The following is a 14,202-nucleotide window of genomic DNA, read 5'->3' on the forward strand; positions in this document are numbered from 1 at the left end:
TTATAATTACAAGCAGTCTATCAACTGTTAAAAAATTAAACAATACTTTTAGATGTTACCAAAGTATTCATTCATTGTTCCAATTTATAACGAAGAAGAAATTATTCCAGAACTATACCGCAGACTGAGTGCAGTAATGAATCGGATGGATGGGCTTGTCGAATTAATTTTAATCAATGATGGTAGCCGCGATCGCTCCCTACAATTACTACGAGAACTTCATCAAAAAGACCCGCGCATTTGCTATCTGAGCTTTGCTCGTAACTTTGGTCATCAAATTGCCGTAACTGCTGGTCTTAATTTTGTCCGGGGTCAAGTTATTGTCATCCTTGATGCTGACTTACAAGACCCACCAGAACTAATCCCCGACATGGTTGAAAAATGGCGACAGGGCTATCAAGTCGTCTACGCTCAACGCACTCAACGCCAAAAAGAAGGATGGTTTAAGCGTTTTACTGCCTATTTTTTTTATCGAATCCTTAAGAAGCTTGCAGATGTAGAGATTCCTACTGATACTGGTGATTTTTGTCTAATGGATCGGCAGATTGTAGATATTCTCAATTCTATGCCAGAACGTAACCGTTATATTCGTGGTTTGCGTTCTTGGGTTGGCTTTCAGCAAACAGCAATTCGGTTCGAGCGCAACCCCCGCTTTGCTGGGGAAGTTAAATACACTTTTAGCAAATCCTTAGCCCTTGCTATCAATGGTTTAGTGTCTTTTTCAATAGTGCCACTGCGGTTATCAACCTACTTAGGCTTAATAGCAGCAGCGGCCGCCATCTTCATGGCTTTATTAGTCTTATATTGGCGTCTTTTTGTCCCCCATTCCCCTTTAACTGGGTTTACGATTATTTTGATGGCAATTTTCTTCCTCGGATCTGTGCAGTTAGTCAGTGTTGGCATCTTAGGCGAATATATAGGGCGGATCTACGAAGAAGTTAAAGCCAGACCCCTCTATACTTTGGCAGAGGTAGGTGGTTTTGAGCGCAAATCCTCCAACTCAACGAGCAATTCTGACAAACTAGATAATTTAGAAGACGCTTACAAATAAGAATCTTTGGCGTTGCATAATAAAGGTTTGTTTAAACAAATATAAAATTCAAGCTACATATCACCTTGACAGTGCTACTGTCCACTCCAAATCCCTAACTCCCAACTCCTAACTTTCTTATGCACACCCTTTCGATTCCCACCTGGATTATTCATGTTTCTAGCGTTATAGAGTGGATTGTTGCCATTTGGTTAATCTGGACTTACGGCGAACTGACTAATAACCGCAGCTGGTGGGGATTATCCCTGGCGATGTTACCAGCTTTAGTCAGTGCTATGTGTGCTTGTACCTGGCATTATTTCGACAACGCCGAATCTTTGGAATGGCTGGTAACGCTTCAAGCTACTATGACTTTAGTTGGTAATTTTACGCTTTGGGCGGCGGCGTTTTTGATTTGGCGTTCTACCAAATCTGTTAACACTGTTGAACCAAAACCTATCAAATCAGAGCAATGATTTCTAAAGAAACCCTATTTGCACTTTCACTGTTTCCCTATTTGGGTTTCTTGTGGTTTATCAGCCGCAGTCCGCAAATGCCGCGTTTAGCGTTGTATGGATTTTACGGCACTCTCGTCTTTGTTGCCATTACCATCCCGGCAGGAATTTATGCTGTATTGCATTATGGCGAGTCTTTAGCCAATGTGGATTGGTTGCACGGTAGTGCAGAACTATTTTTAACGCTTTCTAACATCTTGCTTGTGCTAGGTTTTGGGCAAGCTGTAAGGCAATTACAAATGAAAAATGAAAAATAGTAAATTCAGCGATAGATAGCGTTTTGATTGCAATAAGGAAGAGTTAAATGGACGTAATTCCAGCGATTGATTTACTAGAAGGCCACTGTGTGCGGCTGTATCAGGGAGACTACGATCGCTCCCAAGTTTTTAGCGAAAATCCTGGTGATGTTGCCAAACAGTGGGTAGATCAAGGTGCTACCAGATTGCATATAGTTGATTTAGATGGTGCTAAAGCAGGTAAAGTAGTAAATTTGGGGGCAATTGAAGCGATCGCTCAAGCAGTGTCAGTACCCATTGAAATTGGGGGAGGATTGCGCGATCGCACCAGTGTACAACAAGTATTTAATTTAGGCATACAGTGGGCAATTCTCGGAACCATTGCCGTAGAACAACCCGAGTTAGTGCAAGAACTCTGCCAAGAATTTCCCGAACAGATTATTATCGGTATTGATGCCCGTAACGGCAAAGTAGCAACTCGCGGCTGGTTAGAAACCTCGGAAGTTTTAGCAACTCAACTAGCTGTACAAATGCAAGAATTGGGCGCAGCCGCCATAATTTACACAGATATCCACCGGGATGGTACACTTACAGGCCCAAATTTAGAAGCTTTGCGAGAACTTGCAGCAGCAATTTCCATCCCGATAATTGCTTCTGGCGGGGTAAGTTCTGTCACCGACTTGTTGAGTTTGTTGGCGTTAGAACCTCAAGGCGTGACTGGCGTAATTGTCGGACGTGCTTTGTATACTGGGGATATTTTACTCAAAGAAGCATTACGAGCGATCGGTCCTGGCCGAATTCAAGATATTCCACCCAATCTCGGTTTTTCTACTTTTGCTTGACAATTTTTGTGGCAAGTTCGACAAATAGACCATCTTGTAGAGACGCGATTGATCGCGTCTTTACCCAAGAATGTATTGCAATCATTAATTGAATTGATATTATAATTATTTTAACAACTATCTTTAGATAGATAAGGTAAACATTACATTATTCCTCATTACAAATCTCTTGCTAATTGCGAAAAATCTACATTTTATATTTAATTGATTTTGTCAAGATGTAATCCCTTGTATGATTTAAAAAATCAGCAAGGCCTTCTGTGGACTGAATTTATATTCATGCTTTCAGTAGATGTAGTTATGACTTTGCAAATGCAATGATATATATGTTCTCAAACAATAAATAGTTGCTGTGGTTCAGATAAAAAACTCAGATTTTATCAGACTCTAGTAACTTAGGTTTTTAGAAAATTGTTTGATGTTTTGAGAAGGTAACACAATGAATAAAATCCTAAAACGCGCACTTTTACCCAGCCTCATGGCTGCAAGTTTAGCTGGTGTAACCTTAGTTCCCGCCAAACCCGCTGCTGCTGATGATCAAGTACTAAGAGATGCAGGTATTGGGGCTGTTACCAACGTTGTAACCGGAGCTGTTAGGGGAAATGGCAGTGTATTAGGGAATGCTGTTAAGGGTGGTGTCACTGGTGCAGCCGTCAATGGTGCAAATGGTTTGAGAAATACTCGCAATCGCCGTCACCGGAACGCTGCTCAAGATGTCGGAGTTGGTGCAGGAGCTAGCGCAGTAACAGGCGTAGTTACTGGCGATAAAAGAGATACTCTTGGCAATGCTGTTGATGGTGCCGCTGTAGGTGCAGCAATTCATCTATTAACCAATGGTAAATAATTCGTAAATTCATCAGTTGAAATATTTGCTAACGATTTACGAACTTATCTCCCCTAATTCCTCTGCTTCGTAAAAAGAGCAAACCTAACCTCGCTTCCCTGGTAGGGAAGCGAGGTTAGGTTAAATTTATTTGAGATATATACCACCGTCAGGATTGAATGACGTTAGGTTTAATAGTTATCCCTAGCCCTTCAACGCCTTTCTAAAGTTTCGACGATAAGACTGATTTGTAATAAACAAAGCTGGCCATAGCAAAGATAAACCAATGCGATTGGTCAAATTTGGATTAAAATTAGTCCGTTCAAACCCCTTCCAAAACTTCCAAACGCCGCCTCCGTAAACTCCTATCAAGCCAATAAAAATTAAGGTACTCATTCCCATCAACTCCGTTAGTAACTGACAGAATTTAAGTTAAGTTTTACCACACGAGGTAATCACCTCATAAGTAACACCGAGAAGGTATGACAAAACTCCTCAGTTTTTGATATCTAAGTTAGTTAAACACACATTCTCTTATTCCAGTGTAGATTAGCCTCACGATCCTAGCTAGTTATCAGTGGTGGCAAGCTAGTCAATAGGATGCAAAAGCGTTATTTTTGAGGTGTTTTGGCGACACATTTAAATGTATTTCCTGATCCTCTAGTACAAAAAAGTCTATACTATATTAAACTACAAAGTTCTGTAGCGCATTATTTTTATACTTCATTTACCCAATAAAGATAATATCTTTCATTATCCACCCAGCCTCTCTGAAAATCTTTGATTGGAACAATTTTCAAATTATTGCGGTTGACATTCAGTTTTTTATTTAAAATAAGCAAAACTTTCGTTGGCCCATTTTGATTTTCAAGTAGAGAATTAATCTGACTTAATATCTCAGTTTGTTCCACTTCTTGACGACCTTTTTTAAATAAAGTAAAGCTTCCCATTTTTTCAATCTCTGGATAGTAAAACTTTCGATTGAGATAACCCGATAAAGGAGCCATATTCGCATCTCGACTGGCAACAATAAACTCATTATCTAATCTAGATTTGTGAATATATTGGGCTGTTTCGCGGCTAGCAGAAAATGGTATAACTAAATCTCTTGAAAAACTATAAATTCCTCCCCCAAACTGGACATAAAGAATGAGCATCAAAGCCAGATAATGCCATTTATGAATAAATGTAATTGAACGTGGAAGAATAGAAATTTTATTAAGTAAAACTATAGATTTTTGATAATAACTTCCCAGCCATAAAGCTGCTATTAAAACTAAATAGAAATGTCCAAAATGCCGTGGCATACCTATAAATCTCAAGTATGTAAAGGAAAATAATATACAATTGCCTATCATGTAGAAAAATAAAATAACTGGTTTTTCAGATAATTTTATTAAAGTTAAAACTACAAAAAATAAAGCAATTGTCGCACAAACAATTAAATCTAACCATCTTTTATGTGTAGGAATAATTAATAAATAACTACCAAATACTCTGCCGACGCTTCTCAACAAATGACGGATATCTAATTCTATTAGCCAACCATTATTTAATCCACCGTGAAGATAACTATCTGTCGGAGGAGTAATAATATAAATGGATAAAATAAAACATAATGTGATAATTAAAATACTTAAAAATAAGTCATATTTTTTGGTTTGACTAAAATACTGCTGCCGATGTTCACTATCAAAACAAAATTCAACCAGCAAAGTCAATAATAAAGAAAATGATACTAATAAACCATAAGCACTACTATTTGCTAGTAAACCCAATAGAATTGCCAAATAAGTATAAGTTATTTTTCTAGATGCAAAAACTGTACAGAATGCAAAAACAAATAACATACTAAATGCATAGTTTCGAGAAATTAAAAGATATTCGTAAAAAGGAAAGAAGCCAAAGGAAAATAGAAGTTTTTGTTGATAGTTAAAAGGGCTATATAGGCAAAAAAGTGAAACTGAAACAACAGTAATTGCCAAATGGAAAATTTGCATGATAATAGGATCATCGACTATTTTTCTCAGAATTGCCAGAGAAAAATACCATAGAACAGGATGACCTTCATAACGAATATTTGCAATTAAATTCCCCAATGAGCCACTATCTCTGACAATCAGCCAGGGATTTAGTTCATCTCGCCACATTGAATGGTTAAGAATACCTATTAAACCAAGAAAAGAAAAAAGAAGAATAATAAACCAAGGAGAATTAAAAGATAATTTTGAAGTATATTTGCTAATTTTATTGCTTAACATTGTTAGTTCAGAATCCAATTTGTTTGGATCGGCAAGATTGCTGTAAATGCGATGATCGTCAAATATTCTTATGATTCTTTAACTATTCAGACAGATGAATTCTGAATTTTGATTATTACTTATTTTTACTTATAACTTTCTGGTATACCCACTGGTGATAAACCTGCGATCGCTCGTAAGTTTTGGCAACGAATCAACTCAGTAAAATTCAAACCGGAACGTCCTTCAATTTTGGCTACTGCTTCAATTGCTGATAACAGGTGCTGTGCTGCTTCAACTTCTGAATAACCACGCCGCTGTGCTATTTTAATTGCGGCTGCATCAGCATTTAACTCTGACTCTTGAGATTTATTAGTGCGCCAAATCCGAAAAGCAGCGATCGCACTTAATCCTCCAGCTACAGCAACGCCCACTACATCTGACTGTGCTGCTTCCAAGAATCCGCCAAACAGCCCAGCCAACACCACGCCTTGATAGATGTCGGGTTTAAACCACTTTACCCCCGTTAACCAGCTAACCATCTGCAACAGCAGCAAGTCTCGTTGCGGCTTTGTCAGGCGACGCCACAAATCAAAATTAATATATATCGGTCGCGCTTGGTTCCAGGGTTGGGGAAAGGAAGCGTCAATTACTTTTGCTTGCTCTGGCTTACTGACGATTTTTGTCGTCATCCGACCAGAAGCAGGCATCACATCTAACAAACGGCGAATTTCAACATTTGGCTCCATAAATTTAATTATTAGCCATAATGTGCATAGTAACTAGATGTGTAAAAAATAAAGTTTTCATGTTAATCTTTGATTGATGAGATGCTCTCGCAGTCTTGAATAGATTCAGATCGAGTCATAAAAATATTGATTAAGCAGTTTGTATAGTATGGTGGGATTCTATAGTATTCGTTTGCCGCCAAATTCCAAACCTCAAAGTTTTGGCTTGCCATTAAGACTATATTTGTAACTACATGGACGCTTTTGCTCCCCTCCCACCTGAATGGACGAATAAGGCAATACACGCTTATGATTTTTGCTGTCCTAACTGCCACTCAAGTAGCCTAGAAGCTGAAAAAGTTTGGCTAAATCGGCGATCGCCTGTTCTTATGGAAGACCGTCGTCGCAAATGGCAAGAGTTTTATTACTGTCACTGTAATTCTGTGTGGTGGGCTTGGAGTAGCGATCGCCCCCCAAAAGATATATCCAATCAGCCAGATTACAATCCTACATAGCTAATTTTCTTTCTAAACAAAACCCCACTTTTCGGTGGGGTTTTGTTTATCTAATTCTCAGTTTTATATTTCATCACCAATTTTAGAAGGTGAAGGTAGTACGTAAAGTACCTACGTATTCAGTGTCGTTAGCATCGTTGTGCTCTGGATTGAAGATTACCAACAAACCAGGTGTTACCTGAATATTATCGGAAACCTTGTACTTGTAAAGACCCTCTAAGTGATAAGAAGTACTGTCGTCGAAGGTAGTATTGCCAGCGACTGTTTTGATGCTACCACCAGTAACTTTGGGTGGTTGACCAAAGATCACACCTAAAACGTTGCCTTCGCCACCAAAGTCTTTCAAAGCGAGCGCTCCAGCCCAGTACCAAATATCTGCGTCTGCACCCGCATTAATACCAGTCCTAGCATCGGCAGTTGTGTAACCTCCCCAACCACTAATAGCCAACTGAGGACTAAATTGGAAGGTAGCTTGTACACCGTAGTTGTTGGATTCCGTAGCAGTGTTATTCCCAAAGGGATTGTTGGCAAAAATACTACCTGTACCTTGGAAAAGGTTGTTGTTAACAGTATTGTTAACATTACTAGTTTGATAAGTGCGAGCGTAAGTTAGACCAATATTAAAGGCTTTAGTGGGTTGGAAAGATAACTGACCAAAGATAGCGTTATCACCATCAAACAACCCATTATTAAGGGTAGGGTCGTTAGCAGTCCTAGCTAGATAAGCACCGCTGAAGCTGATGGCGCCTTTAGGATTGAAGGTAACAGTTACACCAGCGCCACCTTGACCTTGGCGATATATGGGGCTGAAACGTCCATACCGTGAGAGCGCACCTCTAGCAGAGCTTGCAAAGTCTGGATTGAAAGTATTAACATTCTCGTATAATTCACCACCAGTAGCATCAATTTTGACACGTACTGCGTCAGTCAAGTTGAAAGCATAGTTGATTTTATCGATTACAATAGCGTTGTTGTTATCTCCATCAAAACCCAAGCGGGTCATGTTGGTACCAGTACCAGTACCTAATTCATCATTACCCCGATTGGAGACGATATTTCCAGCATTCAAACGAATTTGCAACTGGTCTGTACCAGTGAAACTGCTCAACAAGTTTAAACGAACGCGATCGCTAAAAGTGGTATTATAATCCAAGTCTTGAGTAGGAGCGCCACCACGGGCTGCTCTAGTGTCACCAAAAACATCAGACACGGCGAAAATTGCTTCTCCAACCAACTTGGTGGTAGTGGAGAACTGATTAGCTTCCAACTCAGAAGTGCGGGCTTCTAATCCATCAACGCGACCGCGCAGAGTTGCTAGTTCAGCAGAATATTCTTCTTGTAAACGCTGTAAAGTAGCTAAATCTTGTTTGCTGACCAAATCGGCAGTAGCTGTAGCAATCAGTTCGTTAACCCGATCTAAACAGGCATTTAAACCTGCGGCAAATTCATAACGGGTTAAAGCACGGTTCCCACGATAAGTACTGTTAGGATAACCTGCAATACAGCCGTAGCGCTCAACTAGAGATTGTAAAGCTTGGAACGCCCAATCTGTCGGCTGCACATCCGAAAACTGAGAAACTGATGTTACCTGACTCATTTCGTTAGACTCTTGAGTTTCAGATAACTCGCCAACATTTGTTACCTGTTCGTTGACTTCAGCAGCTAAGGCACTATTAGCAACGAAAAATGTAGCAGCTAATACAACCGGACTAACTTTAAAAAGATTCCAGAATCGTTTTGTCATGTTTTTACTTTCACTCACACCTACAACAATCCAGTTATGATAAAATGCTTTAAACACTTTTCTTTCGTGGATTTCACACACAATCACAGCGACGATTATACATTAATTTTGTGATTATTACAAGCAAGTAAGTTAATATACTGCTGAACTATATATAGTTTTTAATTAGTTTATTTGGTAGGCGCAAAATAATGCGGCGTTTGTGACGTAAAACTGTTCCTTCTTCCTCTAACTGCTGTAAGAGTCGCGTAACTGTTACTCGCGTAGTATTTAACACTTCAGCAATATCTTGATGGGTAACATTTAAATCAATTAGCTTGCCCTTATCTACGTCACGGCCAAATTTTTCACTTAACCATACTAAAAACTGCCATAAGCGTAGCGAAATTGGTTTTCGATGCACAATGCTTAGTAAATCCTCTGCTTGTTGAATATGAGACAACAAAGCATTAATATCCTGATACCACAAATGAGGTGGAACAATGCTTACTTCCACGCCTGTGAGACATTCAATCTGGTAGGGCTTCACCTTAGACAAAGGATAGCCGATCAAATCCCCTAGTCCCCAATAACCGAGAGTGATAAATGTTCCATCTTCACTCCATGTTAAGGTACGAACTGCACCGTATTCAATACGCCAAAGTACGTCATTTTGAGGTGGAATTACTTCCCGACGGGTAAATATCTGCTGGGGTAATTGTCTGTTGAAAGTACAGCTATTTGACGCAGCAGAAGAGTTTAAAGTGGCACTTGTGGAATACATCATTAACCGTAATTACATAATTATCAGGGAATCTCGCTATTTATAATGATTAAGAAACTTTAATAATTTGTATCAAAATTTACCTGTATATCAGAAAGTCTATTCTTCTCAATCAGAGCTAGAGACTAACTCAAAATTTTCTGATGGTAACAACTTTTACTGAAGGTATCTATCTGTGAGATAGAGCCAAAATTTTTAGTTGTTTATCCGCTACTTTAATTGTGTAAGTTTAAGAATAGGTAAGCTTTTAGTAAAATATTTAGTTAACTTATTTTTAAGTATTTACTATTTTTTAAAGACTAAGTAAAGATGTAGGCGCAAATAATTATGAAAATACTAGGATGGAATGGCGCTTACTAAATCGCTGGATTTAGATCCCCGACTTCTTGCAGATACCTGGAGGGTAGAAGTCGGGGATCTGGGCAGCATATCAATTAGGAGCGTTGACCTGTGACAATATATGCTACCCTTTGACCGATATTTGTAGCATGATCTGCCATACGTTCCAGACAACGAATTGCCAGTGCCAGCAGTATAATTGGCTCGACTACACCAGGCAGATCTCGTTGTTGGGCTAAAGTCTGATAAACGCGATCGTAGGCATCGTCTACAGTATCATCCAGATGTTTTAAACGGCGTCCACTGGCTTCATCGAAATCTCCCAAAGCCTTTAAGCTAGTTGCTAGCATCGACTGCGCATGAAGGGACATAGCTTCAATGTCGGGCATTGATGTATGAGGCGCGTAAGGAAAAATTTTAATCGCAATTTCAGCTAAATCCTCAGCATAATCGCCAATGCGTTCTAAATCTCGCACCAGCTGCATAAAGGCACTCAAGCAGCGCAAATCGGGAGCTGTAGGCGCTTGTAGCGTCATAATCGCCGTACAGTCTGATTCGATTTGACGATAAAAGCGATCGATCTTTTTATCTAATCGGGGGAGTTCCTCGGCTGCTGTTAAGTTACGAGCAAATAACGCTTGGTGGCTGAGGCGAAATGATTGTTCTACCAAGGCACCCATGCGTAATACATCCCGTTCTAAGCGCCTAATGGCGCGTGCGAGTTGTGGTCTTTGAGGATTGGGAGTATTATCGACGGCTTTCACACTTGTTGTCTCAAAGGTGAAGATATTACTAACTATAGTCTTGGCTTAGGGAGTTTGCCATAACTTCGGGAAATTGGAGTTGCATCCACGCACCACCAGTTTCTGGATGGTTCATCGCTTTGATTGAACCACCGTGGGCAATTAAAATTTGCTCAACGATCGCTAAACCTAATCCATTACCAACGATCGCTCCTATGGAGTTACTATCTTGGGAGGAATGAGTTCGCGCTTTATCTCCTCGATAAAATCGCTCAAAAACGTGGGGTAAATCTGCCTCAGAAAAGCCGGCTCCAGAATCAATAAGATTTATTTCCAAGATTGGGGAAGCAGGATCGTTATTCTTTGTTGATAAGATTTTCGCTTCAACATGAATACTTGTACCAGCAGGACTGTACTTAATGCTGTTGTCTAGCAAGTTGAGAAAAACTTGGTAAATCCGGGCTTTATCTGCCTTAATCCAGAGATTTTCGGGGCCAGAATAAGAGAAAGACAGATGTTGGCGCTGTGCTAAGGGTTCTAGTGTTTCCCAAACAGATGTAATGAGCGATCGCAATTCTACAGCTTTGGCTTGCAATTGCATATTTGGGTTTGCTTCCATTTGGGTAAGTTCTAACCAGCTTTGCACTAAGTTAATTAGCCGATCAACTTCTTGCATGAGGCGGTTAACCCAGCGATTTAAAGGTGGCTCCAAGCGATTTTGTAAAGTCTCTACAACTAAGCGAATCGAAGTTAGCGGCGTTCTGAGTTCGTGTGCTAGATCGGAAAAAGAGCGATCGCGTACTTGATTTATATCTAATAGGGGTTGACGATTTTCTAAAAATACTCCCACTTGTCCATTGGGTAAAGGCAAGCTAGAAGCCCGCAAAGCTAGAGATTTGATTGTTGCCATCTCTGCTGCATCATCACAAGATGGATGAAATATCCATTCTCCCGTCTGTGGTTTTTGCAAATCGCGAGTTTGCTCAATTAAATGGTCGAGTTCATAAGACCTGACCAACTCCAATAACAAGCGCACCTGGTCTGGTTGCCACCTTTGCAGATACAAAATTTCCTGCGCCTGTCGATTACACCACAGCAGTTGATTTTCCTCATCCACCTGCAAATATCCCACTGGGGCAAAGTCTAACAGGTCTTGGTAAGTTTGCAACGACTGCTGCAAATCTTGTCGCTGCTGCTTCACCATTGCTATTTCTTGCCGCAACCCAGGAATCAGCAGCAGTCCCATCTTGTCAGAATGCAAGGTTAACGGTCGAAGCAAGCGCCCCAGGTAGCGGTTAAGTTGAACCTGCTGCCAAATCCAAAACCCAATGCCTACCGCTAAACCCAGAAAAAATCCCAATAAAAGCATTTGAGTTGTTAGTTTTTTGGTGACTACTAAAAACTAACAACTATCCCAACTAATTATCCAAACCTATAGCCAAAACCTCTTACAGTCACAATATATTCGGGATGACTGGGGTCTTGCTCTAATTTTTCGCGCAACCACCGAATGTGAACATCTACGGTTTTACTATCGCCAACAAAATCCGGCCCCCAAACCTGATCGAGTAATTGTTCCCGTGACCATACCCGGCGGGCGTAACTCATAAACAGTTCCAGCAAGCGGAACTCTTTGGGAGAAAGACTCACTTCTTGACCGCGAACTAGCACGCGACATTCTTGGGGATTTAAGGAGACATCCTTAAATTTTAATACTGGTATTGGTGGTAAATTACTTAGGCGTTGGCGGCGAAGTAAAGCGCGACAACGAGCCACTAACTCGCGCATACTAAAGGGTTTGGTCAGGTAGTCATCTGCACCCACCTCTAACCCCAAAACACGGTCAGTTTCACTACCCTTAGCACTGAGCATTAAAATAGGTACTGGGTTGCCTTGATGACGCAGCAAGCGGCAAATATCTAGCCCATTGATTTGCGGTAGCATCAAATCAAGAATGACCAGATCAAAGGGAAGTTCCCCTGAATTGGTTTCAAAACTTTTGAGATACTCTATAGCAGACCGCCCATCGGGAGCAGTTATCACCCCATAACCTTCTTCTTCCAGAGCTACAGCTAGCATTTCCTGGATTAATTCTTCATCTTCTACTACTAGAATACGGCTGGTTTGTCCAATGTCCGTTCTGGCAGAATACTTGGTCGATTCACTGGTATACATTGATATCACAAAAGTCTAGGACTGTGCTTGTATCAATTAGGATGATTAAGTCTATTATCTCGCCTTACTGCAACTGCGCTTCTACTAGGGTTAATTCTTTTAGATTTTATTTACATAAAGTAACATACACCACAGCAGTCTCCTAAATCATAAATCACTGTGCCAGCAAGCTTCTAAATAGTTTTTAATTAAAGACTTTGAATTTCGATTCTGTCTTCACACATTATTGCATGAAGAATTATCTTGACAGAGGAGATTAGGTTAGGTATATTTTCTTTAGTACAAAAATACTATAAACCCAAAAGGGAAAACTACACCTAAAAAACAGAAAGACATATATGTGGAAAATTCGTACCCACTAAGTGTCAGATGTGGATCATTTCAGTATTTCCACTGCGTTAAAAATGTTGATTAAAAAGCTACTCTGATGTCTGCATAGGGTAGTCATTGGTATGGCTTGCTACCCAATAAATCATTTGCCTATTGAAGGGAGTTGGAAGATGACTACAGTTGGAGTCAAAGACAGCAAACAACAACTAATGCAAGCATTTCAACAAATTATTATCCAAAGAAAAAAACTTGAATCTAAAATAGCAACCAAACAAGAGGAAGCAGAAAAGGCAAAAAGTCAAGAAATTCTGCAAACAGCTTCTGCATATACAGTTGATAGTATTGTCAAAGGTTTAGCTGATTTACAACTGGAATTTGGCAGTATTCTCAATGGGTTATCTGAAAAACTAGCTCAGGAAAATTCCAAGTTAGATGAATTGAACCGAGCTATAGAAATTGAAACTCAACGTCTACAAGAACTGCAACAAATTAGAGTTGTAGCCGATACTCTAGACGTTTTAAGTCAAGAACACCAAGAAAAATTAAAAATTCTCGAACAAGATACTATTAGCAAAAAGGAAGCACTAGAGAAAGAAATTACAATCAGACGGAAAGACTGGCAAAAAGAGCAAGCAGAGTATGAAGAAAAATTTCAAGCATATAACGATTTATTAGCTAAATCTCGCCAGCAAGAACAAGAAGAATTTCAGTATAAGTTAGAAACTAATCGTAAACTCAATACAGACAGCTACGAAGGGATAAAGCGGCAACAACAAAGGGAAATACAAGAAAACTCTCAAAAGAAAGAGAAAGATTGGGCAGAACGAGAAAAAATCTTTGCTGAACGCCAACCACTCTTTGCAGATTATGAACAAAAGGTAACTACATTTCCTAGCGAACTGGAAGAAGCCGTTAAGAAGGCTAGAGAAGAAGCAATTAAAGAAACAAGCCAAAAAGCTAAAATTGAGGCTGATTTATTTGAAAGAGAATGGGAATCTAACAAACAGAGTTATGAACAAAAAATTCAATCTCTGGAAGAAACAATTAAGAAACAATCTGAGCAAATAGAAGGCATTTCTGCTCAATTGCAAACTGCATTAAAACAAGCACAAGACTTAGCTATGAGGGCTTTTGGTAGTTCTAACCCTAAATAGTTGTGAGTTCGTAGCATCTTAATTA

Annotated in this window: 15 protein-coding genes; 7 read left to right on the top strand and 8 right to left on the bottom strand. The window is 39.7% G+C overall.

The features are described from left to right. Positions 1-52 precede the first annotated feature (52 nt). The 5 genes from RMY27_RS23600 (at position 53) to RMY27_RS23620 (ending at position 3,467) form a co-directional block, all read left to right on the top strand. The gene (locus RMY27_RS23600; protein ID WP_322667318.1) at positions 53-1,051 is read left to right on the top strand and encodes a glycosyltransferase family 2 protein; all 999 of its coding nucleotides are present in this window, start codon (positions 53-55) and stop codon (positions 1,049-1,051) included. A 119-nt stretch (positions 1,052-1,170) separates the two neighbouring features. Beyond that, positions 1,171-1,506 carry a DUF2499 domain-containing protein gene (locus RMY27_RS23605; RefSeq protein WP_322667319.1) on the top strand — a complete coding sequence of 112 codons (336 nt, stop codon included), beginning with the start codon at positions 1,171-1,173 and terminating at the stop codon, positions 1,504-1,506. After that, positions 1,503-1,802: a DUF3593 domain-containing protein gene (locus tag RMY27_RS23610; protein WP_099099640.1), complete on the top strand. Its 300-nt coding sequence runs from the start codon at positions 1,503-1,505 to the stop codon at positions 1,800-1,802. The genes RMY27_RS23605 and RMY27_RS23610 overlap by 4 nt, the downstream gene beginning before the upstream one ends. A gap of 47 nt (positions 1,803-1,849) precedes the next feature. Beyond that, positions 1,850-2,623, top strand: coding sequence for a 1-(5-phosphoribosyl)-5-[(5-phosphoribosylamino)methylideneamino]imidazole-4-carboxamide isomerase (hisA, locus tag RMY27_RS23615; protein ID WP_322667320.1), 774 nt, complete (start codon positions 1,850-1,852; stop codon positions 2,621-2,623). A 439-nt stretch (positions 2,624-3,062) separates the two neighbouring features. Beyond that, positions 3,063-3,467 carry a hypothetical protein gene (locus tag RMY27_RS23620; protein WP_322667321.1) on the top strand — a complete coding sequence of 135 codons (405 nt, stop codon included), beginning with the start codon at positions 3,063-3,065 and terminating at the stop codon, positions 3,465-3,467. Positions 3,468-3,650: 183 nt separating this feature from the next. Here RMY27_RS23620 and RMY27_RS23625 read toward each other — a convergent pair whose 3' ends face one another. The 3 genes from RMY27_RS23625 to RMY27_RS23635 form a co-directional block, all read right to left on the bottom strand. After that, a complete protein-coding gene (locus tag RMY27_RS23625; RefSeq protein ID WP_322667322.1) occupies positions 3,651-3,842 on the bottom strand; it encodes a hypothetical protein in 192 nt (63 codons plus the stop codon). 320 nt (positions 3,843-4,162) lie between these two features. Next, the gene (locus RMY27_RS23630; RefSeq protein ID WP_322667323.1) at positions 4,163-5,707 is read right to left on the bottom strand and encodes a hypothetical protein; all 1,545 of its coding nucleotides are present in this window, start codon (positions 5,705-5,707) and stop codon (positions 4,163-4,165) included. Between the two features lie 125 nt (positions 5,708-5,832). Continuing rightward, positions 5,833-6,435 carry a DUF3318 domain-containing protein gene (locus RMY27_RS23635; RefSeq protein WP_322667324.1) on the bottom strand — a complete coding sequence of 201 codons (603 nt, stop codon included), beginning with the start codon at positions 6,433-6,435 and terminating at the stop codon, positions 5,833-5,835. 233 nt (positions 6,436-6,668) lie between these two features. Between RMY27_RS23635 and RMY27_RS23640 the strand changes: the two genes are divergently transcribed. After that, positions 6,669-6,929: a hypothetical protein gene (locus RMY27_RS23640; protein ID WP_322667325.1), complete on the top strand. Its 261-nt coding sequence runs from the start codon at positions 6,669-6,671 to the stop codon at positions 6,927-6,929. An 82-nt stretch (positions 6,930-7,011) separates the two neighbouring features. Here RMY27_RS23640 and RMY27_RS23645 read toward each other — a convergent pair whose 3' ends face one another. The 5 genes from RMY27_RS23645 to RMY27_RS23665 form a co-directional block, all read right to left on the bottom strand. Next, positions 7,012-8,673 (bottom strand): iron uptake porin, encoded by a 1,662-nt coding sequence (locus tag RMY27_RS23645; RefSeq protein ID WP_322667326.1) that lies wholly within the window; start codon positions 8,671-8,673, stop codon positions 7,012-7,014. 148 nt (positions 8,674-8,821) lie between these two features. Further along, positions 8,822-9,439 carry a Crp/Fnr family transcriptional regulator gene (locus RMY27_RS23650; RefSeq protein ID WP_322667327.1) on the bottom strand — a complete coding sequence of 206 codons (618 nt, stop codon included), beginning with the start codon at positions 9,437-9,439 and terminating at the stop codon, positions 8,822-8,824. 431 nt (positions 9,440-9,870) lie between these two features. After that, on the bottom strand, positions 9,871-10,539 hold the full coding sequence (phoU, locus tag RMY27_RS23655) for a phosphate signaling complex protein PhoU (RefSeq protein ID WP_322667328.1): 669 nt from the start codon (positions 10,537-10,539) through the stop codon (positions 9,871-9,873). Between the two features lie 28 nt (positions 10,540-10,567). Then, positions 10,568-11,887 (bottom strand): sensor histidine kinase, encoded by a 1,320-nt coding sequence (locus tag RMY27_RS23660; RefSeq protein ID WP_322667329.1) that lies wholly within the window; start codon positions 11,885-11,887, stop codon positions 10,568-10,570. 53 nt (positions 11,888-11,940) lie between these two features. Then, positions 11,941-12,693 (bottom strand): winged helix-turn-helix domain-containing protein, encoded by a 753-nt coding sequence (locus tag RMY27_RS23665; protein ID WP_094349166.1) that lies wholly within the window; start codon positions 12,691-12,693, stop codon positions 11,941-11,943. Between the two features lie 500 nt (positions 12,694-13,193). Here RMY27_RS23665 and RMY27_RS23670 point away from each other — a divergent pair, with 500 nt between their 5' ends. Beyond that, a complete protein-coding gene (locus RMY27_RS23670; RefSeq protein ID WP_322667330.1) occupies positions 13,194-14,177 on the top strand; it encodes a hypothetical protein in 984 nt (327 codons plus the stop codon). The last annotated feature ends 25 nt before the right edge of the window (positions 14,178-14,202 follow it).

Origin of the sequence: Nostoc sp. DedQUE09, assembly GCF_034530915.1 — a bacterium.
Taxonomy (GTDB): Bacteria; Cyanobacteriota; Cyanobacteriia; order Cyanobacteriales; family Nostocaceae; genus Nostoc.